Annotated in this window: 23 protein-coding genes, 2 tRNA genes and 2 pseudogenes; 10 read left to right on the plus strand and 17 right to left on the minus strand. The window is 67.9% G+C overall.

Translation table 11 applies throughout. From position 1 onward, the window contains the following. Window positions 1–584 (minus strand): hypothetical protein (locus tag AC2CHE_RS21045; RefSeq protein WP_484506595.1); only part of this gene is annotated, 584 nt, incomplete at its 3' end. Between the two features lie 1,340 nt (window positions 585–1,924). On the opposite strand from AC2CHE_RS21045, the gene AC2CHE_RS21050 reads away from it, so the two are divergent. After that, window positions 1,925–2,015, plus strand: a tRNA-Ser gene (locus AC2CHE_RS21050). Window positions 2,016–2,050: 35 nt separating this feature from the next. Next, window positions 2,051–2,126: transfer RNA gene (locus AC2CHE_RS21055), tRNA-Arg, on the plus strand. Window positions 2,127–2,828: 702 nt separating this feature from the next. Here the strand turns inward: AC2CHE_RS21055 and AC2CHE_RS21060 are convergent. Genes AC2CHE_RS21060 through AC2CHE_RS21070 form a run of 3 tightly spaced genes read right to left on the minus strand, consistent with a single transcriptional unit; the run spans window position 2,829 to window position 4,206 of the window. Then, window positions 2,829–3,425, minus strand: a complete 597-nt coding sequence (locus AC2CHE_RS21060; RefSeq protein ID WP_484506596.1) for a maleylpyruvate isomerase family mycothiol-dependent enzyme — start codon at window positions 3,423–3,425, stop codon at window positions 2,829–2,831. Next, entirely contained in the window at window positions 3,422–3,862 is a 441-nt protein-coding gene (locus AC2CHE_RS21065) for an SRPBCC family protein (RefSeq protein ID WP_484506597.1), read from the minus strand. Before AC2CHE_RS21065 ends, AC2CHE_RS21060 begins: the two co-directional genes overlap by 4 nt. Next, window positions 3,859–4,206: an ArsR/SmtB family transcription factor gene (locus tag AC2CHE_RS21070; protein WP_484506598.1), complete on the minus strand. Its 348-nt coding sequence runs from the start codon at window positions 4,204–4,206 to the stop codon at window positions 3,859–3,861. Before AC2CHE_RS21070 ends, AC2CHE_RS21065 begins: the two co-directional genes overlap by 4 nt. Before the next feature lie 362 nt (window positions 4,207–4,568). Between AC2CHE_RS21070 and AC2CHE_RS21075 the strand changes: the two genes are divergently transcribed. Both AC2CHE_RS21075 and AC2CHE_RS21080 read left to right on the plus strand, forming a co-directional pair. Further along, window positions 4,569–5,003, plus strand: coding sequence for a DUF4241 domain-containing protein (locus AC2CHE_RS21075; protein ID WP_484506599.1), 435 nt, complete (start codon window positions 4,569–4,571; stop codon window positions 5,001–5,003). Window positions 5,004–5,048: 45 nt separating this feature from the next. Next, window positions 5,049–5,633 (plus strand): DinB family protein, encoded by a 585-nt coding sequence (locus AC2CHE_RS21080; protein ID WP_484506600.1) that lies wholly within the window; start codon window positions 5,049–5,051, stop codon window positions 5,631–5,633. Here the strand turns inward: AC2CHE_RS21080 and AC2CHE_RS21085 are convergent. Continuing rightward, the gene (locus AC2CHE_RS21085) at window positions 5,630–8,566 is read right to left on the minus strand and encodes a hypothetical protein (protein WP_484506601.1); all 2,937 of its coding nucleotides are present in this window, start codon (window positions 8,564–8,566) and stop codon (window positions 5,630–5,632) included. The two genes, AC2CHE_RS21080 and AC2CHE_RS21085, sit on opposite strands and share 4 nt — an antisense overlap. Here AC2CHE_RS21085 and AC2CHE_RS21090 point away from each other — a divergent pair. The 4 genes and pseudogenes from AC2CHE_RS21090 to AC2CHE_RS21105 form a co-directional block, all read left to right on the plus strand. After that, window positions 8,450–11,773: a polymorphic toxin-type HINT domain-containing protein gene (locus AC2CHE_RS21090; RefSeq protein WP_484506602.1), complete on the plus strand. Its 3,324-nt coding sequence runs from the start codon at window positions 8,450–8,452 to the stop codon at window positions 11,771–11,773. The two genes, AC2CHE_RS21085 and AC2CHE_RS21090, sit on opposite strands and share 117 nt — an antisense overlap. Window positions 11,774–11,854: 81 nt before the next feature. Next, entirely contained in the window at window positions 11,855–12,307 is a 453-nt protein-coding gene (locus AC2CHE_RS21095) for a hypothetical protein (RefSeq protein WP_484506603.1), read from the plus strand. A gap of 145 nt (window positions 12,308–12,452) precedes the next feature. Beyond that, window positions 12,453–12,857 carry an Imm7 family immunity protein gene (locus AC2CHE_RS21100; protein WP_484506604.1) on the plus strand — a complete coding sequence of 135 codons (405 nt, stop codon included), beginning with the start codon at window positions 12,453–12,455 and terminating at the stop codon, window positions 12,855–12,857. Window positions 12,858–12,986: 129 nt separating this feature from the next. Then, window positions 12,987–13,685: pseudogene (locus AC2CHE_RS21105) on the plus strand (IS5 family transposase); the annotation flags it as partial. A 270-nt stretch (window positions 13,686–13,955) separates the two neighbouring features. Here the strand turns inward: AC2CHE_RS21105 and AC2CHE_RS21110 are convergent. From AC2CHE_RS21110 to AC2CHE_RS21145, 8 genes and pseudogenes are all read right to left on the minus strand, one after another. Beyond that, window positions 13,956–14,207 carry a transposase gene (locus tag AC2CHE_RS21110; protein ID WP_484506605.1) on the minus strand — a complete coding sequence of 84 codons (252 nt, stop codon included), beginning with the start codon at window positions 14,205–14,207 and terminating at the stop codon, window positions 13,956–13,958. A 60-nt stretch (window positions 14,208–14,267) separates the two neighbouring features. After that, the gene (locus AC2CHE_RS21115) at window positions 14,268–14,594 is read right to left on the minus strand and encodes an IS3 family transposase (RefSeq protein WP_484506606.1); all 327 of its coding nucleotides are present in this window, start codon (window positions 14,592–14,594) and stop codon (window positions 14,268–14,270) included. Further along, window positions 14,591–14,890, minus strand: a complete 300-nt coding sequence (locus AC2CHE_RS21120; protein WP_484506607.1) for a transposase — start codon at window positions 14,888–14,890, stop codon at window positions 14,591–14,593. Before AC2CHE_RS21120 ends, AC2CHE_RS21115 begins: the two co-directional genes overlap by 4 nt. A 195-nt stretch (window positions 14,891–15,085) precedes the next feature. Continuing rightward, the gene (locus AC2CHE_RS21125) at window positions 15,086–16,696 is read right to left on the minus strand and encodes a ricin-type beta-trefoil lectin domain protein (protein ID WP_484506608.1); all 1,611 of its coding nucleotides are present in this window, start codon (window positions 16,694–16,696) and stop codon (window positions 15,086–15,088) included. Between the two features lie 96 nt (window positions 16,697–16,792). Next, window positions 16,793–17,175, minus strand: a pseudogene (locus AC2CHE_RS21130) (DUF2000 family protein). Beyond that, window positions 17,136–17,564 (minus strand): hypothetical protein, encoded by a 429-nt coding sequence (locus AC2CHE_RS21135; RefSeq protein WP_484506609.1) that lies wholly within the window; start codon window positions 17,562–17,564, stop codon window positions 17,136–17,138. Before AC2CHE_RS21135 ends, AC2CHE_RS21130 begins: the two are co-directional and overlap by 40 nt. A 328-nt stretch (window positions 17,565–17,892) precedes the next feature. Then, a complete protein-coding gene (locus AC2CHE_RS21140; protein WP_484506610.1) occupies window positions 17,893–18,627 on the minus strand; it encodes an alpha/beta hydrolase in 735 nt (244 codons plus the stop codon). A 510-nt stretch (window positions 18,628–19,137) separates the two neighbouring features. Further along, window positions 19,138–19,425, minus strand: a complete 288-nt coding sequence (locus tag AC2CHE_RS21145; protein ID WP_484506611.1) for a hypothetical protein — start codon at window positions 19,423–19,425, stop codon at window positions 19,138–19,140. 50 nt (window positions 19,426–19,475) lie between these two features. Between AC2CHE_RS21145 and AC2CHE_RS21150 the strand changes: the two genes are divergently transcribed. Beyond that, window positions 19,476–20,846 carry a PP2C family protein-serine/threonine phosphatase gene (locus tag AC2CHE_RS21150; RefSeq protein ID WP_484506612.1) on the plus strand — a complete coding sequence of 457 codons (1,371 nt, stop codon included), beginning with the start codon at window positions 19,476–19,478 and terminating at the stop codon, window positions 20,844–20,846. Between the two features lie 123 nt (window positions 20,847–20,969). Continuing rightward, a complete protein-coding gene (locus AC2CHE_RS21155) occupies window positions 20,970–21,218 on the plus strand; it encodes a mycothiol transferase (RefSeq protein WP_484506613.1) in 249 nt (82 codons plus the stop codon). A gap of 34 nt (window positions 21,219–21,252) precedes the next feature. On the opposite strand, the gene AC2CHE_RS21160 is transcribed toward AC2CHE_RS21155, so the two are convergent. The 4 genes from AC2CHE_RS21160 to AC2CHE_RS21175 are packed head-to-tail and all read right to left on the minus strand — an operon-like array spanning window position 21,253 to window position 25,043. Further along, on the minus strand, window positions 21,253–21,861 hold the full coding sequence (locus AC2CHE_RS21160) for a GTP-binding protein (protein ID WP_484506614.1): 609 nt from the start codon (window positions 21,859–21,861) through the stop codon (window positions 21,253–21,255). Further along, window positions 21,842–22,219 (minus strand): DUF742 domain-containing protein, encoded by a 378-nt coding sequence (locus AC2CHE_RS21165; protein ID WP_332907900.1) that lies wholly within the window; start codon window positions 22,217–22,219, stop codon window positions 21,842–21,844. Before AC2CHE_RS21165 ends, AC2CHE_RS21160 begins: the two co-directional genes overlap by 20 nt. Before the next feature lie 8 nt (window positions 22,220–22,227). Then, window positions 22,228–22,638, minus strand: a complete 411-nt coding sequence (locus AC2CHE_RS21170; RefSeq protein ID WP_093410703.1) for a roadblock/LC7 domain-containing protein — start codon at window positions 22,636–22,638, stop codon at window positions 22,228–22,230. Between the two features lie 17 nt (window positions 22,639–22,655). Further along, window positions 22,656–25,043, minus strand: coding sequence for a sensor histidine kinase (locus AC2CHE_RS21175; RefSeq protein WP_484506615.1), 2,388 nt, complete (start codon window positions 25,041–25,043; stop codon window positions 22,656–22,658). Window positions 25,044–25,155 lie beyond the last annotated feature (112 nt).

Here is a 25,155-nt window from a genome sequence, read left to right on the forward strand (position 1 = left end):
CCACCCGCCTGCCCGGCCAGCGGGGCCGCCAGCCGCCAGGCCGCCTCGACCGCACGGATTCCGGGCTCCTCCTCCGGCCCCTGCGCCGCCCGCGCCGCCGCCACTGCCGCCCCCGCGCTCGCCAGGTCCGGGTGGACCTGGGTCAGCATCAGCAGTTCCGCCGCCCGATCCGGGTGAGCCGGATCATGGCCGTACGCCGCCGCCAGGTGCAACACCAGGTTCGCCTGCGACCAGAGCACCGCCGCCAGTTCGACCACCGGCGCGAAGACGCCGGTCAGCGCGGCGGTCGCCCCACCGGCACCGGCCTGTCGGACGAAGCGCCGGGTGGCCAGCCGGGCCAGCCCGTCCGGCCGCGCCCTCGGGTACAACTCCCGCAGCCGCCGGACCCACTCGGCCGCGCCGGGTCCGAGGACCTCCACCGCGGTCAGGGCCAGTAGCTCCGGAGCGAAGCCCGGGTGATCGACGACCCGCGCCACGAGCACGCCCAACTCCGATTCCGAGGTACGCCCCGAAATGTCGCGCCCGCTGCCGTCGCCGATCGGTGCGGCCCCGGCTGCCGGCACCACGCCGGCACTGCCCGGCACCCCGAACCTCGGCTCGTCAACCGCTCCGTCGGCAGTCGTGCTGGTGGTTGTCTCGCCGGTGACCTGGCCGCTCGTGGGCGTTGTCTCGCCGATGATCGGTTCGCTGGTGGCGGTCGTCTCGCTGGTGGCCGGGTGGCCGCTGACCGCTTCACTGGTGGCCGTCTTACGGGAAGTCCTCCTAGTGGCCTTCCGGGCTGCCTTGACCGGTGTTGCCTTGACCGGTGCTGCCTTGGTAGGGGCCGCCGTCTCGGTTGCCGACGCCGTCGGAGCAGCCTCGCCCGGGGCGGTGGCCGCGCCGGTTGCCGTCCGCCGCGTGGCCTTCCTCGTCGCCTTTCCGACGTCGGTCGCCTCGCTGGTCGGCTCGGGTCCCCTCTCGTCGCTCGCCCGAACCCTCTTCTGCGCCGCCGCCGTCTTCCTGGCCGCCTTCCGTGTCGGCGCCCTTTCGGTGCCGGCTGCTGCGGGGCCGGCCGCTGCCCCGCCCATCTGCCCGGCGGCCGGCTTGGCTCCCGGGCGAGGCGTCGCCGGCCCGGCTCCAGCCTCGAATGAGGGGGATCCGGTGTTCCGGGCGATCGTTTCGCCGTCGGCAGTCCCGCCGTCGGTAGTTCCGCTCTCCGTCATCGTGGTGTCGCTGGCTGAGGCGTCGATGGCCGGGCCTCCGATGCCGGTGCCGGGGTCGGGGTCGGCAGATCCAACCTGCTTCGGCGATGCCTCGCGCGTGGCCGACTTTCGGCGGGTGGGTCGGGCATCAGTCGGAGTCACGTCCGTTCCAGTAGAGTCCGGACCCGCTGCCGCCGGCCGGCTGGCGGCAGCACGGCGACGAGACGCAGGTACCGACGTGGCTTCCCGGACCTGCTCGGTGGAGGGCGAAGCCGTGCGCCCACCCCGACCGGATGAAGCCGTACGCTCGCTGCGGCCCGCCGCCCCGGTTTCACCGGTGAACGGCGGCACCGGCATGGATGGAGACCTGGACGTGGCCGGCTGGGACTGGCGCGGTGGCGGCTCTGGCGTCGGTGGCGGCTGGAAGAGCACGCTCGGTGCCGCCTTCGACCGTCGAGGACGGGACCCGGCAGAGTCGTCCTGCTCCTCCGGGGGCGACGGTGCGGGGGCCGGGGGCGGCGTGAAGGTCGCCTTCGCGGAGCGTCGGCGGGCTCCCTCAGCAGGCTCACGGCGGTTCTGCTCGCTGGGCGGCTGCTCCTGCATGCCGATGGAGCGTAGTCCTGATCACACCAACGCACAGCGGGAGCCGTCCGGGATCCTGGGTGCAACTCGTTCCGGTAGTCGCTTTGCCCCCGGCCGGGCGCGGCCTGTATCCTCGGGCGCGGTGGTCTGCGGGCCACCTGGGAGACTTCGCCTAGTCTGGTCTATGGCGCCGCACTGCTAATGCGGTTGGGGTCTTAAAGCCCCTCCCGGGTTCGAATCCCGGAGTCTCCGCGCGAAGGCCGGGTGTGTAGACTGGCCGAGCACCAGCGCCCGTAGCTCAACGGATAGAGCATCTGACTACGGATCAGAAGGTTAGGGGTTCGAGTCCCTTCGGGCGCGCCACACGATCAAGGCCGTGACCAGCCAAAACGTTGGTTGCGGCCTTGACTCTTTCCCAGCATATGTCGCGATCTTCCATCATGTGGGAGTTTGGTGCTCCGTTGGTGCTCCGATGTCTGCGTGCCGTCTGAGGGGCGGTTCGTGCGCGTGGGTGTTGGCCGGTGCGTGTGCGTGCCGCCCCGTTTGGATCATGGCTGGGGTGTCCGTCGGCCGATCGTGGACGAGTGTCCACTGTGATCGGTCGTGTGGATCTTAGTGGTGGGGGGTTGCTGCGGGGTGTCGCGGTCGGTGCGGAGCTGGGTCGGTGCCGTGGCGTGGGTGGGGTGGCACGGCCGGCTGGGGGCGGGTGGCTGGTGGCGACGATCGTGTCGTCCGCGCATCTGATTGCGGCGCGGCTGATCTGGTGGTGTGGTGAGGACGAGGCATCCGATCGAGAATGCTTGAACTGTGGCACGGGCAGCCGGAGCCGACCCGCGTCACGGCGAGCCGGTTGCTGATCGAGGCCCCGCATGCACTGACGTGCGGCACGCGACACGGCGCGGCCGACCGTAAGGACCGGTCGGGGCCGACGCCCCCGGGCCGGCCAGCCGGCGCGGCACCGAGCCGGCCAGCCCTCTACCCGCGAACGTTGTCCGCATTGCCGGCAGCTCACAGCGGCGATTGACCGCGCACGCTCATACCGATGAGCGGATGTCGGTCTGGCGATCAGCTCCGAAGAAGCGCACGGCCGTCGGGCAGGGTGCGGCCGCTCAGGAGAGCGACCAGTGAGCCGCTGTCGGCGCGGATCAACCGGCCCTCTCCGCGGCTCCAACCGGTGTCGGTGGCCTCGATCCGGATGCCGTTCAAGTCGACGCCGAACAGTGTCCCGTTGGTCGCGGTGAGCAGGTCGAGGACGGTGATCACAGCCTCTCGTGGTGCGACAGAAGGCAGGTCGAGCGCGATCGTTACATCGAGCGAGTGGATGACAGCGTGGTTGAGGGCACCCGCCGCGCCGCCGTGCGGCGGCAGCCACTCGTGCAGCTTCGGCGATCGGAGCTGACTGAGAAGCTTGTCGGGAGGCAGCAAAGAGTCCCTTGCAGCTACGTTGTGGGAGAGCACGGCGAAGTCGCCACGGGCCGCCGCCATCTCTGCGCCGAACTGCTCCGGGCTTAGCCGGACCGGCATCGTCACGTGCGCGACGACGTGACGTACCAGCCACCTGTCGCACAGGGTGGGCGCATCCCACGTCACCTCGGGGGCAGCGGCAAGGAAATCGGCCCAACGTTCGTATGTCGGTGCTACCCAGGTCCTTGGGTCGGTCATGATCGGTGCCCTTGCAGGCGGAGGTTGAGGTATTCGTCAAGTTTGTCCAGAGAGGTACGGAAGCCGGCTCGCGCTTCGGGCCGTCGCATAGCTTCGGGCACATGCCGTTGTCTGATGACGACCGCGGTCCGGCCACCGCCCCGATCGTCGAGGGTGCTGATGGTGTGCATCCCGCTCGACAACTCGATCCAGGCGAGCCGCTCGGGCGGAACGATCTCGGTGAATGTGGCGACCATCCGATAGCTGCCGTGCCGGCCAACCATCAGTGTCTCGAAGCGGCCGCCGGGCCGAAGCTCAACCACGATGCCGTCGATTGGTGTGGTCATTTCCCGGGGACCCCAGAAGTGCGCGAGCTCGGTGGGCTGGGTGAGACATCGCCACACAAGTTCGCGCGGCGCCTGGAACACCCGCTCGTAGACGAGCTCGTCGTCGCTCACCGTTTTTCACCTTCTTGCAGGCGGGCCAGGCGCGTCTCCAGGCGGTCCATCCGCTCGGCCCATATGCGCCGGCTCGCCTCGATCCACGAAGCCGCGGCCTTGAGTGTTCCCGGTTCGAGGCGGCACGGGCGGGTCTGGCGGTGACGTCCCCGACTGATCAAGCCGGAGCGCTCGAGTACCTGGAGGTGCTGCGACACGGCCTGCATGCTCATGGTGTACCGCTCGGCGAGTTCTTTGACCGTTGCATCGCCCGCGCTCAGCCGCACGATGATGTCCCGCCGGGTGCGATCGCTGAGCGCCGTGAACAAAGCATCGAGCTGCTGCTCTTCGACGGTGGCATCCATGGCCATACTCAAGCATTTGCTTTATCAAGTGTCAACTAGATGAAGGCGCGTGGGGCCGCTGCCATGTCGCCCGCTCATGCCGCACCGTGGGTGTGGAACTCGGCCGGCGGCCTGATGCGGCTCTCGGTCGGAGGTGGTGTCCTGGATACTGCGCGTCATGCCCTACGTGCCGGATCTCAGTGCGGTGTTGACCGCCGGGTATCGCGTGGAGAGCGATGGGGTCATCTACCGTGTCGAGCCGTACGAGCTTGGGCTGGTGGTGTTGCCGTCTGGCAGGGTCGTGGGGTGTGATCCGCTGGTGGCGCACGCCACGCCTTTTGTTGGCTCGGTGGCGCCCGGCCGGTGTCCGCTACGGGGCTTGGGTGGCGCTGGTGAATGCCGGCGGCGGCGAGTGGCAGCGACGGATCACCGCCTTGCAGTTGACGGTGGTGGACGAGCCGGTCGCGGCGTGGAGCATGGCGCTGCTCCCGGGCCAGGACGTCGCCTCGCTCGGTGACGAGGACTTCTTCGGATACGTGGTCGACGCGGGTACCGGAACGCTGGCCGACCAAGTCGCCATCGAGGCATTGCGGGAGTGGGATTTCGAGAGGGTCGACGAGGTCTTCATTCCGGCGCAGGTTCCGGACGACCCGGTCGACGCTGTCGTTTCCGCGGTAGTGGAGGAGCGGACCGGAGTCAACGTGTACGTCGTCGGCTCGGGTTGGGGCGACGGCGTGTACGCAACGTACGTGGGTCACACCGCGGACGGGCGCATCGCCAGCTTCGTCACCGATTTCCGCGTCGTGCCGCCCGAATAGCGCCGGTGGGGAGACCACGAGTAGCCCATGGCAGGCTCATGCCGCATGAATGATGAGTTCGCGAAAGTCAACCTGCACGGGAGACTGCGGCGGGACCGCGAGGCGCTGCTCTGGAAGCTCGACGGGTTGTCCGAGTACGACGTCCGTCGACCTTTGACAGCGACCGGGACCAACCTCATCGGTCTGGTCAAGCACGTGGCCACCGTCGAGGCCAGGTACTTCGGCGAGGTTTTCGACCGCCTTTGCCCGGAACCGCTGCCCCGGTGGCAGGACTCCAACGGCAGCGATCTGTGGGCGGCTGAGGACGAGACCCGCGATCAGATCATCGGCTTCTACCGGCGCACGTGGGAACACTCGGACGCGACGATCAACGAGCTTCCTCTCGACGCTCCCGGCCACGTGCCGTGGTGGCCGGAGCCTTATGACAACACGAACCTGTTCGCCGTCATGGTCCATGTCCTCGGCGAGTCCATCCGGCATGCCGGGCACGCCGATATCCTGCGCGAGGGCCTCGACGGCCGGACCGGGTTGCGCGCCGAACACGAGCAGCAGATCGACGAGGAAGCCCGTGCGGCCTACTGCGCGAAGATCGAGCAGGCCGCCAGGTCCGCCGCACCAATCAAGGCTTAGTTTGAGACATGGCCCGCGCCGCTCATGTCGATTGCGTATGCCTGTTCGCGTACGTCGGCGTCGGGGTGTCGGCGCAGCCTGATCAGCAGGTCCCGCCATGGGGTTTTCCACCCGAAGCCGGCTCCGTGGCGGACCAGGGCAACCGCGAACAGGCCGTTGGTGAGGTCGGCGCGTCCCGTCAGGCGTGTGATGGTGTCGGTGAGGGCCGCGGGGTCGGGCGACTCCCGGAGGTTTTGTAGGCGGGTGCCGACGTGTTCGGCGGTGCGAGCGGCCAGGACGGGCCGGTTTGCGCAGAGCCGGGCGATCTCGTCGAGGTTGTCGAGTCGGCCGAGGTCGACTAGCAGGCCGGTGGCTGTGCTGGCGAAGGCGGGCCGGCCGGCGAGCCACCGCGCGGCTTCGATCAGCGCGGTCCGGTCGGCGCTGGTGGGATGGTGAGCGGATCGGATGACCGCGCCGTGTGCGAGGAGTGCGATGCGGCGTCGGGCCGGGCGATCCGTGGCCGGGCCGCCCGGATGGTCGTCCTGGGTGTCGTGGTCCACCAGCCGGGCCAGCGCGGTTGCGAGGATGTCGTCGCCACCGGCCTTGAGCAGGCGTGCGACGTCGGTGGGCACCATCGTTTCGTCGAGGTCGGTGAGTCGGTCGGTGACCAGGTCGGTGATTCCGGTCAGCCACGGTGACCAGTCCCCGAGTTGGTGGAAGGCGGTGCGTCGAACTTCCCGGTCGGTGGCCTGGCAGGCTTCGACGATGAGCGCTCCGTAGGCCGGGCGGTGTCGGTTCGGAATCGTGTCCGGGGACGCGTCCAGGACGGCGCGCCGTTCCTCCCGGCTACCGTCGACCGCGGCCCGCAGGATGGTCCAGCTCGCCTCGGCCTGTGCTCGCTGTCGGGCGGCGGCGACGATCGCCGCGCGTAGGTCGCGGTGCGCTTCCGGGTGGTGATACGTGTCGAGCAGGGTCGCCATGACCTGCGGCGGTCCGTGGCGTGCCAGGAGCCGGGCGGCCTCTTTCCGGCTCGTGATCTTCGCCGGGCCGGTCAGCACCTCGGTGAGGACAGGGACCAGCCGGGATGGCGCGACGTGCCGGGCGGCCCGGCCGGCCGCGTACAGCGCGACCCGTGCCCGGTCGCTGTGGGCGTAGCGGAGCAGCACCGGCAGTGCCTCGTCGGGCCGGTCGGTCCAGACCAGCGCGCCCAGCGCCGCCTCGGCGATCGCCACTTCGGGGGCGTCGAGGTGGCGCAGCACCAGCTCGCGGCCTGCGCCGGGCACGTGGGCGGCGGCTCGGATCGCCGCCGCGCGCTGCCACACTCCCTGCTCGGTGTCGGCGAGGATCAGCTCCAACTGCTCCACGAAACGTGTCTGCTGGCGGGGCAGCCAACGCTCGGCGTGCGGCACCCAGGCGGGCACCCACCGTATTCCCGGTTCCACGAACCGGCCGCGTGGGCGGCGTTTGAGTACCTGGTCGAGCAGGTCGGTGCGGGAGGCGCAGATGATCACCCACACCTCGTGGAGCGTCACCGCCGTCGGATCGGTGGCGAGTACCTCGGCGACGCGGTCCGAGCGGGTACGCGGGTCATCGAGCCACAACCCGATCGCGGTGCGGGCCACCGACGCCAGCGTGTGCGGGCCGATCGCCTGACGGAGCAGGTCCTGCAGTTGTGGCAGCCGCCAGGCCCGCTTGCCGAGCGCGTGGGTGAGCGCGAAGAGCGGGCCGTACCGGCCGCGGGCGATGCCCGCCTCGACCCAGCCGCGTAGCCGCTCGAAGACCAGTGTCTCCTGCCCGCGGCGCAGGACGGTGTCGAAGCGGCGTAGTACCGGCACGGCGGCGCCGGTGCTGACCAGGTCGATCGTGAGCAGCGCCCATTCGCGTAGCTGCGGCACGGCGACGTGGTGCTGCAGGACGTCGGCGGCGAGCGAACTCAGCGCTGTCGTGGTCGCGGCGGAGGCGTCGCGGGCGTCGACCGCGTCGGTGCTCAGCTGCGTAAGCCCCGCTGCCGTGTCCGCGGTGAGCAGCGGTGCCACCTTCGCGAGCGCGGTGAGCGCGGCGGCGCGTACCGGGTCCTGCTCGTTGCGCAGCCGGCCGAGCCGCACGACTATCTCAGCCACCGCCTGCGGGTCGCGGGAGCGGCGGGCGGCCTGCACCAGCAGCGTGTATCCGTGTGCTCGCTCGTCGGCGTCACCGGAGCGCAGCGTGACGTGCAGCGCCGCTGACGCGTCCGGCCAGGCCAGGTACGCGCTCCAGAGGCGTACCTCCGCCTCGCGTTCCTGAATCGTCGCCAGGCTCAGCACCCGCCTCGCCTCGCGGATCCGGATCGCGGCCGGTAGCACCTCCATGATCTCGGCAGCCGGGATCAGCATCGCCGTGTCGACCTCGGACAGTGCCCGGTCGTATAGGTCCGCGCGTCGGGCCGGGGCGACGGCGTCGAGCAGCGCCGCCAGCGCCCGGCTGTGTTCCCGGAACCGACTGGCCAGCGGTACCAGCTCGTCGGTGGGCAGGACCGCCAACCGGCGCAGCAGGGCCGGCGGGAGCACGTTCCGGCGCAACCAAGCCGCGCGGCCGGGTGCGGTGAGCAGCCCGGCGACGCGACCCGGATCGTGTGCCGCGAGTCGTCCGTACGCGTCGAGCGGGCCGGGTAGCGACTCCTCCGGTGCGTACCGTTCGAGCAGATCGAGTGCCCGCGCCGGGTCACACCGCAGCACCGCGACGGCGGCGTCACCCCAGATCCTTGCCCGCAGTTCGGGCGGGGCGGCGGCCAGCCGCTCGCGGACCCGCTCCAGGAGCGGACCTTCATGCCACCGGACCAGCCGCTCCAGGCGCAGTGCGTGCTCCAGATCCGGCAGCAACGCCCGTACCGTGTCGTCGCCGCAGGCTGGCAGCAGCGCGGCGGCCTCCTCGTCACCGAACTGGGCGCGGACCTCGCTGATCAGCGCGTCGGCCACAGCCGGCGCATACCGGCGGCGCAGGCTGCGATAGACACGACGCCGCTCCATCGCGGACCGGTCGGTGATATCGCCGATCGGGATGTCGGCGCGCAGCGCCGCGGTGAGCGCCGCACCCCTGATCGACGGCTGCGGGTCGCGGGCCGCCGCGGCGATGCCCTCGGCATCGCGGGTCGCCATCGCCGCGACCAGGGCCAAGTGCCGCTCATAGGGACCCTGCTCGCGCAGATCCCGACAGACCTGAACACGATCAGGCGCGGTGCGTGCCCACTCGACCAGCCGGCTCATCCGCACGGAGTACGGCAGCGGATCGAGCGACGTCAGCAGGCTACGGGTGGCGGTCAGCACGGCGATCATTGTGCCCGCAGGCGCACCGTAACGAGATCGATTTATCTCGACAACGCCGGCCGGGTCAAGACCACCACCGACGCGCGACAAAAGACGATCGCCTTCGTATACGACGGGCTCAACCGCAAACGCTTCGCCTACGACAACCAGGTCGGCGGCACCATGCGCGCCCAGTGGATCTACGACACCCTCGCCAAGGGCCACCTGACCCAATCCACCCGCTTCCTCCCCGGCGGCGCCAACTACCAGGTCAAAGTCACCGGATACACCGACACCTACCAGCCCGAAGGCACGCAATACATCATCCCCACCTCCGAGACCGGCCTCGGCGGCACCTACAACTACACCAACACCTGGAACCCCGACGGCACCCTCGCCTCACTCAGCATGCCTTCGACCCGGTCCGACCTCGGCGCCGAAACACTGCTGTACAGCTACAGCGACCTGGGGCTGCCCACGACACTCGAGACGCTGACCGGCAGCACCACCACCAGCTACGTCGACGAAACGATCTACAACGCCCTCGGCCAACTCGACCAATACGACCTGCACACCGGCAGTGGCGGACACGTCTGGCAGCGCTTCACCCGCGAACTGGAAACCGGCCGACTCACCGGCATACGCACCGACCGAGACAGCGTCGCCCCCCACACCCTCGGCGACACCCGCTACACCCACGATCCCGCCGGCAACATCACCAAGATCGCCGACGTGGCACCCGAACCGGTCGACGACACCCAGTGCTTCACCTACGACCACCTTCGCCGGCTCACCCACGCCTGGACACCGACCTCAGGCGACTGTGCCGCCACCCGCAGCGCCGCCAACCTCGGCGGCCCAGCACCCTACTGGCACTCCTGGACCTTCGACGCCATCGGCAACCGGAAAAAGCACAACATCCACACCACCACCGGCGTCAGCACCACCGACTACCACTACCCCACCCCAGGGACCGCCCGACCCCACGGGCTGACCTCCACCAGCGGCGCGAAAACCGGCACCTACACCTACAACGAAACCGGCGACACCCTCACCCGCCCCAGCCCATCAGGCACCCAAACCCTGACCTGGGACGCCGAAGGACTCCTCGAGACCGCCACCGACACCACCGGACAGACCCGCTACATCTACGACGCCGACGGCAACCGGATCATCCGTCGCGACCCCACCGGCGCCACCCTCTACCTCCCCGGCCAGGAAATCCGCTACACCAACGCCACCAGCGCCAACAGCTGCACCCGCTACTACAGCCACGCCGGCAGAACCATCGCCTCCCGCACCGCCAACGGACTCACCTGGCTCGCCGACGACCACCAGGGCACCCAGAACATCGCCATCGACAACGTCACCCAGGTCGCTACCACCCGCCGCCAAACCCCCTACGGCGAACCGCGCGGCAGCAGCCAACCTGCCTGGCCCAACCTCAAGGGATTCGTCAACGGCGACACCGAACCCACCGGCCTCACCCGCCTCGGCGCACGCCACTACGACCCCGCCATCGGCCGCTTCATCTCCGTCGACCCCATCCAGGACATGGCCCAGCCACAGCAATGGCACGGCTACTCCTACGCCAACAACAACCCCATCACCTTCAGCGACCCCAGCGGCCTCTACGCCACCGGCGACAACGAAGGTCACGTCCGCGACATGAGCCCCAAACGCGGCGTCCACAAAATCGTCGACTACACCCCGAAAACCAGAAACTCAACCGAACCGCGGCCACCCATCGTCATCGTCCACACCCCGAACTACAAAGTGACCGTCGAAGACGACGGCAAGGTTTACGTCAACAAATATCCAGTGCCGCCAGGCATCAGTGGCACGAAGGTCGCCAGTCTACTCGGGGATTGGTGTGCCGCTATGGGCTCCCAGTGTGAGACCAACTTCTACTGCGGGACTGTGATCACCTGCGACGAGCTCCAAGCAGACCAAGAAGTATTGATTGCTCTATACAGCATTTGCAGCACGGGAGAATGCGGCGCATCTGTCCGGGTCGCGATATCTGATGACGAGACAATAGTCAATGTGCTGTCCGAGGGTATGTTCAACGGCGGCAGTGGAGCAATGCCCGGCGCGCGAGGTGGCATGGCTGGCGCAGGCGGTCGGGCTGGATACAAGGCAAAGCTATCCGCCTGCAAAAGCTCCAGCAGCTTCGTAGGCGGAACCCACGTCCTGATGGCGGACGGCTCCACGAAGCCGATCGAGGACGTGAGGGTAGGCGACCTCGTTCTGGCTGCGGATCCCGAAAGCGGGGAGATAGGCAAACGACTGGTAACGCATGTCATAAACAGCGAAGGGCCGAAGGAACTCGTCGCCATCACTGTTGACGCCGGAACACAACCCGAACCCGCTGACGAGATCGTTGCCACCGACAACCACCCCTTCTGGGCTGAGAAGGTCCGACGGTGGGTCGAGGCCAGTGACCTACGCCCGGGTGACCTGCTGAGAACCCCTACCGGAGCCGAAGTCCAGGTTGCAAGCCTGCGTACCTGGAGCCAGCCGCAGGCCGTGTATAACCTCACCGTCGCCGACATCCACACGTACTATGTGATCGCCGGCAGAACACCGGTACTCGTACACAACTGTCCGCCGGCCGGAGGCGCTGTTCCCAGTGGACAGCAGGGGCGGGGGCTCCAGATTCCGGATGGGGTTTCTAAAGGTCAGTGGCTGAAAGATCGGGCTGGTGCCCTTGGATTTTCGAAGCGCGTCCCGGCGCAGAAGGTGCCGTTCGATCTGGTGCCCTTGGATTTTCGAAGCGCGTCCCGGCGCAGAAGGTGCCGTTCGATTCCAAGGGTCAGGCTGCCTTCTTTGATGGCAAGCGGTATATTACACCTGATATCACCGGGCATAATACCTTGAATGGCTGGAAGATGTTTGATCGAAAAGGAAATCGCCTTGGCACCTATGACTCTGATCTCAACTACCTGAAGCCGTAGAGTCATGTTTCGCATCGAATTGTCCGGTCCGGGTGGTCGCGCGCTCGATCCCAGCGTTTCCGTCGGTAAAATCAGCGCCGGCGACCTTGATGAAACCTTTGAGATGCCGACCCAATTCTGGAGCGAGGCGTCTTATCGTGCGAGCTGGCGGCGTGAGTTGCAACGAATCCTCGACGGTGCGGACAGGGCTGTGCTTTTGACTCTGGTGGTTGATCCACGCTCAGCTAACTGGCTGAGAGGTTATGCCCTCTATCGCTTTGATAGTGAAATTCGGATTCAGGAGCGGCTGTTCTTCTTGAGTGAACTCGGTCATGGATTTGATCTCGCGAATCCGAGTCGATCCGTGCCGGCACATGCGTCAGTGACTGATGATGGGCTCAGGATCTCAGAATGGACCGTTACAATCGCGGAGTTGCGCGCCTTCTTCGAAGGCGAATGCAACGGATCAGAAGGTTAGGGGTTCGAGTCCTTTCGGGCGTGCTTATCTGACCAGGGGAGATAGCCGATTGGCTATCTTCCCTGTCGTCGTGTGAGTCACATGTGAGTCACGGCTGTGGCATACGTTCTTGGGCTCGCACGGCACTTGTGAGCTGCTGACATGTGTGGCAGCGCAGCGGGTTCGTGAGAAGGCCGTCGAGACCGGGCGGGTGCCGAACTTCCACTTTGAGGAGGCACGCACGGGTGCAGTGATCAGGAAGCTACGCGAATACGGTGTCAGGTACGGCATCGAGCCCGTCTTCACATCAGACCGCTCGGAGGGTGACGTGTACGAGTTCCATGGTTGGTTCTGCCTCTCGCAGACCACCGAGGAGTCGGACAGTGGTCAACTCGACGCCATCATCGATGAGCTGAACGAACTGGTGGTCGGGTTGGACTTCCCAACGAACGTCTCGGCGGAGGTGACCGTACTCAACGGGGAGTACTACCTGCTCCTGCATGGGGTGGCCAATCGACGTCGGGACGAGGCGGTGGGGATGCGGAACTTGTCAGAGGGCGGTCCGCAGTAACTTGATCTGATCTATGCGTTGCGTCCGGTTGGTGTTCTTCCGGCGGGTTCGTTATGGATAGCGGTCGGTCGATGGGTTGAATGTAAGTTCCGGTCGTGACCGCTCGGGTGGACGGGCGTTAGCCCGGTCATGGGTGATCGAAAGCGGTATCCCAGTGATGTCACTGACGAGCAGTGGAAGCTGATCGGGCCGTTCCTGCAGGCGTGGAAGGCCAAGCGGGTCGCGGTGTCGGTGTCGGGCCGTGAGGGTGACTATGACCTGCGGGAGATCGTGAACGCGATCTTCTACCAGAACCGGACGGGTTGTCAGTGGGCGTACTTGCCGCATGACCTGCCGCCGAAGTCGGCCACCTACTACTACTTCGCGTTGTGGCGTGACGACGGCACTGACCAGGTGATCCACGATCTGCTGCGCTGCCAGGCGAGGGAGAAGGCCGGCCGTGCCGAGGATCCGAGCGCGGTCGTGTTGGACACCCAGTCGATCCGGGCGGCGAACCACGTCCCGGCCGCCACGACCGGCAAGGACGTGGCCAAGAAGGTGTCGGGGCGTAAGCGGGGCTTGGCCGTGGACGCGTTGGGGCTGGTCATCGCGGTCGTGGTCGCCGCGGCGTCGGTCACCGACAACACCATCGGCATCCGGCTGCTCGACAAGGTCGTCGAACACACTCCGGTGGTGAGCCGCGCCTGGGTCGACGCCGGGTTCAAACAGGACCTCGCGCTGCACGGTGCCGTCCTCGGGGTCGACGTCGAGGTCGTCAAACGATCCGACACGCGGCCCGGGTTCGTGCCGATCCGCAGACGGTGGATCGTCGAGCAGGTCAACGGCACCCTGATGCTGCACCGCCGCCTCACACGCGAGTACGAGAGCCGACCCGAATCGGCGGTGTCTCGAACCCTGTGGGCCTCGACGGCGAACATCGTGCGGCGGCTGACCGGAACCAGCACACCCGGTGATCCAGGTGGCGATCTTCAGCCGGGCCTCGGTGCGGGTGCGGAACTGGTGGCGGTGAACGTACTCGATCTTAATGGTGGAGAAGGTGGCCTCGGCCACGGCGTTGTCGAAGCACGAGCCGACCCGACCCATCGACTGACGTACCTTCTACCAGGCGCACGCCCGGGCGAAGTCAGCCGAGCAGTATTCGCTGCCCCGGTCCGAGTGGAAGATCACTCCGGCGACATCGCCGCCGCGGGTGACCGCGGCCATGTTCAACGCGGCTACGACCAGGCCGGCGTCGTGCCGGTCGCCCATGGCGTAGCCGAGGATGCGCCGGGAGTACAGGTCGATGACGGTGGCGAGGTAGAGCTTGCCCTCGCCGGTGACGATCTCCGTCATGTCGCCGCACCAGGCCACGTCCGGCGCGGACGCGGTGAACCGGCGCTTGACCAGGTCCGGGGCGGCTGGCCGCTTGCCCTACCGAGTCAGCCCACGCCGACGTCGCTTCGCTCTGGCGACCAGGCCCAGCTCGGCCATGAGCTCGGCGACCGTGTTATCCGACACCCGCCACCCTTGTTCGCGCAACTCGTCGCCGACGCGTGGACTGCCGTAGGTGCCGCCCGAGGCGTCGAAGCCGCGCCGGACCGCAGCCGCGAGCCTGGCCCTCCGGTCCTGCCGGGGTGTCGGCCGACGGTCCCGCCACTTGTAGAACCACGACTCGGAAACCCCGAGTGCCCGACAGGCCACCGCGTGCGGCACGTTGTGCTCGGTCCTCTGGGAAGCGATAAAGGCGGCCACGCTCACCGGCCCGTCGCTTCCTTGACCCACAGGACCACGGATCGCTTGAGGACATCACGCTCCATCGCCAGCTCCGCGTTCTCACGCCGCAACCGCGCGAGCTCGGCCCGCTCGTCCTCGGACAACTGCCCAGCGGCCGCCTCGCCGCGAGCGGCACGATCCTGCTGCACCCAGTTGGCCAGGGTGCCGCTGTTGATCCCCAGATCACGCGCTACCTCCGCGATCGACTTCCCGGTCTCCCGCACGATCCGGACCGCGCCCGCGCGGAACTCCGGATCGAATCGGCGTCTCGTTTCAGCCATGAGCCTCTATCTCTAAAGTCCTGGCCTCCACGCTACGAGGGGAAGGGCAGTACAGCTGGTCGCGCTGAACGCACTGGCCGGCGTGCTCCCGGCACGGCGGGCCTCGCGGGTCAGCCCGGTGGTGGCGTTGGGGATCGACGGCTGACCACCGCCCGGCCCGGCGACTCACGCAGGCGGGTCGCCGGGCCGACGCGGTCAGTTGGGGTTGTTCGCGTGCGTCAGCGTCTCCCAGGCGACGAAGAGGTTGTTGCTGCCCGCGGGTCGCTGTTGCAGCGTGAGGGTCTGCGTGTTGGTCATCGCGTTGCCCAGCCGGGTGTTCATCGCGTTGAAGCCGACCTCGGTGATCGGGCCGAGACCCCGGGAGAGGGTGCCGCCGCAGAGCCAGGAGGGTGCCGCCTCGCCGAGCTGGTAGCGCGAGTGGAAGCCCAGCGCGTGCCGCAGCCGCTCACCGACCTGCGGGTACAGGTCGCGGCCCTGGATGCGGGAGGTCTCCGCGACGTGCGAGATGGCGGAGATGCCGTACCCGGTGTGGGCTAAGTCCCGGCAGGTCTCCTGGGCCAGGCCGGCGACGAAGGTGGACTGGCCCTGCCAGTAGCCGATGATCTCGGAGCTGGTGTCCAGGCCGCTGCCGGGGACCGTGTAGGGCAGCGCGCCGTCGCTGGGCAGGTAGATGAAGGCCCGGGCGCGGTTGAGGAAGCGGGTGACCGCCGCGTCGTAGGCGGTGCGGTCCTCCAGGAAGACGGCGATGCCGACGGCGGCCTCCATCATGGTCAGTTCCCAGTTGCCGTTGCTGTTCGAGCCGTTGCGGACCACCGGCAGGTAGACGGTGCGCAGCATGGTGGCGAACCGGTCGGCGTTGGGCCAGCTCCCGTAGGTGTACTTGATGATTTCGGCGGCCCGGGGCCAGGTCGAGGCTGCCCAGCCCGTCTGCAGGGGCGCGTTGCTGCCGGTGTGCGAGGTGATCGTCGCCGACCAGGCGTCCATGATCTGGATCGCCTTCTGCGCGTACCGGGAGTCACCGGTGAGGTACCAGGCGAGCGCGTGGGTGTACGCCGCGATCGCGTCCTCCCGCTCGTCGGTGCAGCCGTTGTTCGGGTTGGAGTAGGAGCCGCACTCGACGACCGCGCGAGGCGCCGGGGTGCGCGACAGCGAGGCGTACCGGCTGCCCATCATCTGGTTGTAGGCCGCCGCCCACGGCTGCGCGCCGGCCTGCACCCGAGCGCGGACGAAGTCGAGCTGCCCCTGGCTGACCAGTACGCCGGGGTGGGTGAAGCCGCCCGACGGCGGGGGAGTGGTGCCGCCGCTGGGCAGGGTCCAGAGCTGGTTGGCGCTGCCGGCGCAGGTCCAGATCTGCAGGGGCGTGCCGTCGGCGGAGCTGGGGCCGGTCGCGTCGAGGCACTTGCCCGAGGCCGGGTTGACCAACTGCCCGGCGCTGGACGACCACTGTTGCGCCCCGGTGCCGTTGCAGTTGTAGATCTGCACCCGCGCGCCGCTGGTGGTGCCGGCGGCGGCGACGTCGAGGCACTTGCCGAGGGCTCGGATGGTGCCGTCGTCGGCCACCGTCCACTGTTGAGCGGACGAGCCGTTGCAGGTGTAGAGCTGCACCGGTGTGCTGTTGGCCGGGTTCGCGGCGGCCACGTCGACGCACTTGCCGCCGTACCCGGTGATGGCGCCCGTGGTGGCGGCCGTCGCGGCGGAGGCGCCGACGAACAGGCCGGCCGGTACGGCGAGCAGGGCCGCGGCGAGGGCGGCGGCCATTCTGATGCGGGGGCGGCGGGGCGTGGGCCCGGTCAATCGTCGCGCCATGTCGGGGTCCTTCCGGGGCGGCGGAACAACTGTAAAGTGTGTTAATCATTACAGCCGTACCGGCCAATATCAATGTCTTCGTCGCCACGGATGCCGTTACGGGTGCATGGATGCGCCCTTGAGGAACTTGTCCACGACGGCACGTGGGGCGTGCAGCGCCAACCCCACCAGGTCGAGCTTCTCCCGACCGACCGCCTGCACGGCGGCGCGGTTGTCCCGGTCGTTGCCGATGGAGAACAGTTCGGCCGTGAAGATCGACAGTCGCACCCCTCGGGCGAGCGCGCGTGCGTGTTGGTCAGCGTCGCCCGGTCGCCGGCGAAGACCAGCACCGGCTGGCGGAACATCGGCAGGTACAAGGTGCCGTCCGCGTCGCGGTAGTCCTCGCCGAGCAGCTCCGGTTCGACGTTCGCGATGCCGCTGACCAGGAAGGCGGTGACGTTCAGTCGCTGCCAGCCCACCAGGCCGTCGCGGAGCAGCACGGCAATTTTGGTGGCAAAGCGGCCGGCCAGGATCCGCCGGATCGTGCCCGCCCCGACCTGATGGCTGAGTCGATGTAACTCGCCTTGTTCGGGTAGGTCCAGTGGCGTCGCACCAACCGGCGGTGCCAGGCCAGCAACGTCGCCGGGGTAACGATCCGATGTTCCCGCATCCGACGCGGCAGCAGGCGGGCCAGGGCCGACAGGATCGCCCGGTCCGGCCAGGACAACCGCGGTCGGCCCCGAACCTGCCGACGGAGCACCGCTACCTCATGCCGCAGCACGAGGACCTCGATCAGCAACGCCTTGTCACCGCGGAGCAACAACCCCAGACCATTGAACAGGCGGATCATCCCCAGGTGCAGCAACCGCACGACCATACCGGCGATCATCAATCCGAGCCGAGCACTCCCAGCTCACATCATGTGCGACGAGTTTTGGCACGGTACAGGGCAGCCACCTTGATCCACCATCAGATGGCTGGGGTGCTCCTCGGAGTACAGAAGTAGGTAGATGATCTTGCAGAGGTCAAGCCGGTCGCCAAGAGCAGAGCTCCGCCCCGACCGGCCGGTACCGCGATGGCCGGTACCGCCGCGATCGGGGCGGTTGTGCATCTGCTGACGCGCCATTGAGGAGGGTCGGGGCCTGTCCTCAATGAGCGGCGTGCCGGCCGGCGCCTGTCGCCTGCTGCTGGCCTGGCGGCGGGGCCTCGGCCCGCGGCTAGCGCAGGTGTCGGGCGAAGAATCCGGCCGCGTCCTCGCCGGCGAACTGCGGGACACCGGTGTGTCCGCCCATGTTGGCGTGCAGCGTTTTCTCCTTGGAGCCGAAGGCGTCAAACAGGTTCAGGGCCGCCTGCCGGTCGTTCCATTCGTCGTCCCACTGCAGCAGGACGTGCAGTGGAATGGTGACCTGTCGGGCCTCCTCGAACATGGCGCGAGGCACGAAACTCCCGGCGAAGAAGCCGGCGGCCACGATGCGCGGCTCGACCACCGCAAGCCGGATGCCGACGGAGATCACTCCCCCCGAGTACCCGACCGGTCCGCGGATCTCGGGCAGCGCAAGGAGGGCATCCAGGGCTGCTCGCCATTCCGGGACCGCCTGGTCGACGAGCGGGAGGATGAGGGCGTCGATGATCTCGGCGCTGACCGGCGCACCGGCCTCCACAGCCCGGCGCAGGTCGGCGCGGGCCTGCTCGGCGGCGGCCCAACGGGGCCGGTCACCGCTGCCGGGGAGCTCGATGGTGGCCGCGGCGAAGTCATCCGCCGCGGCGTGCCGGGCCCGCGCCACCAGGCGGGGGTACATCTTGTGCAGTCCGAGCGGGGGGTGGCCGAGCAGGATCAACGGGACCGGTGCGGATGCGGATGCGGGCGTCCACAGGATGCCCGGGATCTCGCCGAGGGTGAATTCGCGTTCGAGGACGCCGTCATCGAGGCGCTGTTCAGAAGTGAATCGCATGGTCGTGCCTTTCGGTCGGGAGTGCTCGTGAAAGGGCGCTCCCGGACGACCTATCGCCCGACCGTGACCCCAGAGGGGAGCACCCATGTCGAAACGTTCACGGGTACCACCTCCTCGGTCTCTCGCACGGCCTCCGGAAACTAGCAGCGGCCGCAGTCACCCGCCAAACGTGTTTCTGCGCCGGATGTAACGGGCAGGTCGGATGCGGTTGCGGTGCGGTGACCCGCCGTGAGCGGCACGTGGCCTTCGTCTGCGCGGCTCGTTCAGCCGAGCTGAGTTGGTGTGGCCGTGGCATCATGATCGACGAGGTGGCGTCCAGCCGTCGCCGTCCGAAGTTCGCTGAGCCACTGGATGCCGGGGCGGTGGCCGTCGGGGAACTGGTCGTCGCGATCCCAGCGCCACGTCGTGATCAACGCGAGCGTGAGGGTCCGACAGTCCTCACCGACGGCGTTCGTCCCGCGTTGGCTGGGCGTGGCCGTTCGGCCGCTGCCGGGGGGCGCCGCGTTGGGGTCATAATGACTTCATGCCGGTTGCGGATCTCGACGATGTGGGTGCGGTTTCGCGGGTGCCGCTGCGGGAGGCGAAGCGTCGTTTTCCGAGCTGGTGGCGCGAGCCGACCTGCTTGATGAGGTCACCGTGTTGACGAAGCACGGCCGTCCGGCTGCGGCGATCGTGCCCGCGCATGTCGGTGCTGATGTTGCCGAGACGCGGGCGACGGTTGCTGCCCTGTGGGTGTTGCTTGATCGGCTTTGTCCGCCGGGTCAGGATGCGGCGGTGGATGACGCGCGGGCTGGTCACGAGGCCCCCCAGCGTTCGCGTCGGCGTCGTGCGGGTAGAGGTCCTGGCCGGTGACGGTGTCGACAGCGGTGCCGGCGGCGGTGTTCGACCCGGCCCGGCTGGCGGCGGTACGCCGCACTCGACTACTGGATACCGGGCCGGAGCAGGCGTTCGACCGGCTGACCCGTCTCGCGGCGACCCTGCTGGGAACGCCGTATGCGTTCGTCACAGTCGTGGATGGGACGCGCTCGTTCTGGAAGAGCTGCGTCGGCGTGGACAGCACCGACCTGGCGAATCGGCAGAACTTGGTCGAGGAGTCGTTCTGTCAGTACGTCATCGGCGCTGATGCCGAATTGATCGTGCAGGATGCCCGTGCCGACCCACGTACTGCGGACAACCCGTCGATCGTTTTGATGGGCGTGGCGGCGTGGGCGGGTTTCCCGGTCCGTTCACCGGACGGGCTGGTGCTCGGCACGTTCTGCGCGGTCGATACCTCCGTGCGGCAGTGGACACCGCATGACATCGAAGTGCTGGCCACCCTGGCCCAAGCCGCTGCGGGAGAGATCGCCCTACGCGAGGCCGTTGACGAGGCCCGGGACGCTACCCGCCGCGCCGAGGCCGCTACCAGGCGAGCAGAAGATGCCACTGCGGCGGCCAAGGCCGCGACCGTACGGGCCGAGGACGCCACCGCACACGTGCGGCAGCTCGCCGACACGTTGCAGGAGAGCTTGCTGCCGCCCCTGTTGCCGCAGGTGCCCGGGGCTGAGGTCGCCGTGCGGTATCGGCGGGGTGGAGACGGAGCGGAGGTTCTCGGCGACTTCTACGACGTGTTCCCGTCAGTGCGTGACGCCTGGGCTGTCGTTCTCGGCGACGTCTCCGGAAAGGGCCCGAAAGCGGCGAAGACCACCGCGCTGGCCCGGTACACCCTCCGCGCCGCCGCCGTGCGCTGCACGACCCCGAGTGTCAACCTCGCCGCCCTGAACACCGCGCTGCGGGCCTGGTATACCGACGACAGCCAGTACCTCACCGCCGTCTACGCCACCCTGCGCCCACACCCGGACGGGATCAGCGCCCGGGTTAGCTGCGGCGGCCATGACACCGGCCTCGTACGCCGCGCGGACGGTGCCGTCGAAACACTGGGCAGACACGGACTGATCCTCGGCTGGCTACCCCAGCCCACCCTCCACGACCAGCGGACCCTGCTCCGGCCCGGCGACAGCCTCATCCTCTACACCGACGGCGTCACCGAAGCGCATCCCCTCAATGACTGCAACATGTTCGGACCCGAACGCCTCCACGACATCCTGGCCTCCACCGCCGTCGACTCCGCCGACCAACTCGCCGGGGCCATCGATAACGCGGTCATGACCTTCGCCGAAGGAAACGTCACCGATGACACCGCGATCCTGGTCGTCCACGTTCCGTCTGGACTGAGCGGGTAGTCCCACGTCACCCTGGCGCTCTGAACACGTCCCTGGCGTGACCACGATGGCGGCAGCTTGACACGCCGCCGATCGGGCTTCACCGTACGTGACCGCGGATGGCGGAGCTGGAGGCCACGTGCCGTGGTGGCCGGAGCCTTATGTGACGACACGAACCCGTTCGCCATCATGGTCCATGTCCTCGGCGAGTCCATCCGGCATGCCGGGCACGCCGACATCCTGCGCGAGGGCCTCGACGGCCGGACCGGGTTGCGCGCCGAACACGAGCAGCAGATCGACGAGGAAGCCCGTACAGCCCACTGCGCGAAGATCAAACAGGCCGCCAGGTCGGCCACACCAATCAAGGCTCAGTTGAGACTTGCGGGGCTGTGACGGCCACCGTGTGACATCAGCCAGACCTCATGGCTCAATTGCCTACCGGCTCGGGTCGGCGGGTGAGTCCTTGCTTCTTGACATGCCCGACCAGCGCTACGAGGACCTCTTTGGACGACTGCCGCTCTCGCGCGTCGCACAACATGACGGGCACGTCCGGGTCGAGGTCCAGGGCCAGTCGCACCTCGTCAAGGCTGTACCGGCGGGCATTCTCGAAGCAGTTGACGGCTACGATGAAAGGCAACCCCGTACGCTCGAAGTAGTCAATGGACGGGAAGCAGTCCGCGAGCCGCCGGGTGTCGGCCAGGACCACGGCACCCAGGGCGCCGATCGTGAGTTCGTCCCAGACGAACCAGAAGCGGTCTTGACCGGGAGTACCGAACAGGTAGAGAACAAGTTCGTCGCTGATGGTGATCCGGCCGAAGTCCATCGCCACAGTCGTCGTCGATTTCGTCTCGACGCCGGAGATGTCATCGACACCCACGCCCTGCTCGGAGAGAACCTCCTCAGTGCGTAGGGGCTTGGTTTCGCTGACGGATCCCACGAGGGTGGTCTTGCCTACGCCGAAGCCACCAGCGATGAGGATTTTGATGGCGGTGGGAAGGGTCGCCTGCCCCGTCCGCTCAGAGTTGACGTAGTCCATTGATGAGCGCCTCGAATACGCTGTCGTCGGGAAGGGTGGCGGCCTGGCGAGGATCGTTGACCTGAACGAATCCCTGCGCGATCAGTCCGTCGAGCAACACTCGGACGGTGCCGAGGGGCAGGCTCAGATGCGCGGCCACTTCTGCAAGTGCGAGCGGTCGTTGGCAAAGGTGAATGATCCTCGCCTGTTCTGGTGCAATCCCCACCTCGGACGGTGGGGCCGATCGCGTCGAAAGGATCAGAGCGACCACGTTGAAGCTGTTGGCTGGCTTAGCCCGCCCGCCCGTGACGGCATATGGCCGGACCACCGGCCCGGCTGCGTCATCTAACCAGACTGGTTCTTCGTCGGGCATCGTCATGGCGGCCCCTAGTTGTTGGTGTGCTGACTCGGCCGGGTCGGGGAGGCGAGAAACTTGCCGGCTCGCGCAACGACCATCGCCATCTCGTACGCGACAAGTCCGACGTCGGTGTCTTCGGCCGCGAGGACGGCCAGGCACGCGTTGCTTCCGGCCGCGGTAACGAACAGAAACGACGACTTCATCTCGATGATGGTCTGTTGCACGGGACCGCCGCCGAACCTCTTGCTGGCACCTTTCGCGAGGCTCTGGATGCCCGATGCCATCGCGGCCAGATGTTCCGCGTCGTCTCGGCTGAGCTGGGCGGAGGAGGCCATGAGCAGCCCGTCAGCGGAGAGCACGATGGCATGCTCAGCCTGCTTGACGCGCCCGACCAGGTCGTCGAGCAGCCAGGCCAGATCGCCAGTGGAGTTCTGCTGCACTTGCCCGTTCCTCTTTCTTACCGGTCGGTTTCGGCCGCAGACGTGTTGTCGGCGGCGTCGGGTTGCTCGTCGTCGTCGGCGTCGACGAGACGTGCGGCGTCATCGCGGCCGCGGCGGGTGCCGGATTGGTAGGAGCTCATCATCCTGCGGATGTCGTCGGGGGATCGCCCCGCCTCGTCGTCCGGTGGCTGTGTTTGGCCTGGGGACGAGTCGCGCAGTTGCCGCGCGATGTTGGCCTGGCGGACTCTCATCGGCAGGCCGTGCTCGGTGTGCTCGGTGTGTCCGGCAGAAGGTCCGGGCCGCTGTCTGACGCTGGGCGTGCTCTTGGCTGGCCCCTCGGTGACCGTGGCGGCGGCGTCAGCGGCGGCACGCAGTGGACGCACTGCTGGCAGTTCCATCGTTTCGCCGTGCACAGGTGCGGGCTCGGCGACGGCGAGCGACGTCTGCCGCGTGGTGGGGACGGGCTGGGCTTCGCCCGCGGCAGCCGCGTCCCTGGTCACCCCCGCGGTAGGTGCGGGACCGGGGCCGACCGGGTCGGCCGTCGCCACCAGGTCCTTGGGAATGAGGACAACCGCCGTCGTGCCGCCGTAGGGTGACGGCTTCAACCGGACCGCGAGGTGGTGCTTGGCGGCCAGCCGACTGACGACGAAGAGTCCCAGCTTCTTGGCGTCGGCGAGGTTGAACTCGGCGGCGGTGGCGAGGTCGGCGTTGGCGGCGGCCAGGTCGTCCTCGGCCATGCCGAGACCTCGGTCCTCGATCTCGATGGCGAAGCCGTTGGCCACGAGTTGACCGCGTACCTCGACCGGCGTGCTCTTCGGGGAGAAGGTCAGGGCGTTCTCGATCAGTTCGGCGAGCAGGTGAATGATGTCGCCGGCGGCCCGGCCGGCGAGCGCGACCGACCCGAATGGCATCACCTTCACTCGGGTGTAGTCCTCCACCTCCTGCACGGCAGCGCGGGCCACGTCGACCATCGGCACATTGCGGCGCCAGCCACGGCCGGGCGTAGCACCCGACAGGACGATGAGGTTCTCGGCGTTCCGCCGCATACGGGTGGCGAGGTGGTCGACGCGGAACAGGTCTTCGAGTTCGTCGGCATCCTCCTGTCGACGCTCCATCTCGTCGAGGAGGGTCACCTGGCGGTGGACGAGGGCCTGGGTGCGCCGAGCCAGGTTCAGGAACACATCGCGTACGTTGCGGCGTAGCTCTGCCTGCTCGACGGCCGTACGGACGGCCGTCTCCTGGACCGCGTTGAATGCCTGGCCGACCTGCCCGATCTCGTCGGGGCCGAAGTCGAGCGGTGGCGCCTCGGCGGCGACGTCCACCTGCTCGCCGCGCTGCAGGCGCTCCACCACCGCAGGGAGCCGTTCGTCGGCGAGTTTGTGTGCCGCGTCGCGGAGTAGCTGTAGCTGAGCCACGAGAGCTCGCGCGGTGGTGATGGAGACGACGATCGACGCGATGACCGCCAGCAGACCGAGGCCAGCGGCCAGAACCAGCCGGACGATAACCCCGACCGCGACAGGCACCGCGCGCTGCACCAGGCTGTCACCGCTGCCGAGGACCATCTCCTGTAGATGGGTCAACGCGGCGTCGGCGACCTCGTTCCACTTCTCGGCGGTAACGTCCGGGCGGGCCGATCCCCGGGTGCTGGTCACCCGGTCTTCGAGCTGGCGCAGGCCCCGGAACGCGTCTCCGTTGAGGACCTGGTTGAAGGCGGCCTGGTCGGAGTCGTTCAGCTGGGTGCGATCCGCAACGAAGCGTTGCGCGATGACCAGCTCGGTGAACCGGAGCTGTTCACCGGCGGTGATCCGTTCGGCGGCCAGAGCGCCGGTGAGTAGGGCGTCCTCCTGCGAGATGAGTTCGCGGAGCCGGTACAGCTCGATCAAGTTCCGGGTGTCCTGCTGAATCTCGGGATCATCGAGCGTGCCGACGACATCGTAGATGGCGAACATCGACTCGACGAGATCGCTGTAGGTGCGGATGGTGCTTGCCCGGTCGACCGACCGATCGTCGACGGACTCGCGGACTGCCGGCAGTTGATCGAGTTCGGTGATCGCCTCATTCACGCGTTGTTCGGCCTCGCTACCGGCGGCCATGCGGGCCAGCCAGCTACGCGCGGTGGACTTGAAGGCGGTGGCGTTCTTGTCGACAGCCAGACGGGCGGCGTCGAGTGCGTTCTTCCGGTCGGCACTGGGACCACCGAGGTAGACGACAGCGAGGCGTCGCTCAACCTGGAGGTCCAGCAGCAGCGGCTCACTGGGGGAGACGATCTGGCTGTCGATCGCTTGGACGCCAAGGAGGTTCACGCCGTCTCGGAGGGTAACCCAGGCGGCGAATGCCCAGAGGGCGACGAGTGAGGCGAGGAGCGCGATGACCTTGGTGCGCAGATTGGCGCTGCGAGACCGCATTGAACCGTCCGATGCCGAGCAGAGGAACTTGTCGGCAGAGGCATGCCGACCAAGCCGCCGGTGTAGGCAGACCGACGCACGCTAGCAGTTCTCTGACTATTGACTCAAGACC

This window comes from Micromonospora sp. ATLC16 (assembly GCF_057196645.1).